Consider the following 473-nt stretch of genomic DNA (forward strand, 5'->3'; position numbering starts at 1 on the left):
TGCATGCAGGAACGCCTCAACCATAGGCCGGTTCTCGTCGGTGTAGCCGGAGATCCCCGCTTCGTCTTCAACGACCGGCTTGAGAAACTGCTCGGTATTCTGCTTCTCGACGAGATATTCTACGCTCTCGCCAAATTGACGGCCGTCCTCAAGAGCTGGCGCCAGCACTACAACACTAGGCGCCCGCATGCCTCGCTCGGCTACAAGCTACCGGCGCCGGCTACTATCATGCCGCCGTCAAACGTGGCTGTGAATCCGACCATGCATTAGATCGAAGCTGAACCACTCCATCGGGGCAGGCCAACATCGTGGGCCCGGTGTCGCCCGCGCTCATCGCGCCGCGTTGAGACCGATGATGGCGCCCGCGAGGCTGTCGCCGCTGTCGAACGCCGCTTCCACCCGCGGCCCGATGCACCAATCGCCGCAGGCGCCCAGACGTGCGGATGGGTCCCAGAAGAACGTCTCTCCCGCCG

The 473-nt window shown here is 63.4% G+C and carries 1 pseudogene; it reads left to right on the forward strand.

What is annotated here, in order from left to right:
• Positions 1 to 99: 99 nt before the first annotated feature.
• Positions 100 to 219 (forward strand): annotated as a pseudogene (locus AX750_RS26880) (integrase core domain-containing protein); the annotation flags it as partial.
• Between the last annotated feature and the right edge of the window lie 254 nt (positions 220 to 473).

Source organism: Methylobacterium sp. CCH7-A2, assembly GCF_001557075.1.
GTDB lineage: Bacteria > Pseudomonadota > Alphaproteobacteria > Rhizobiales > Beijerinckiaceae > Allobosea > Allobosea massiliensis.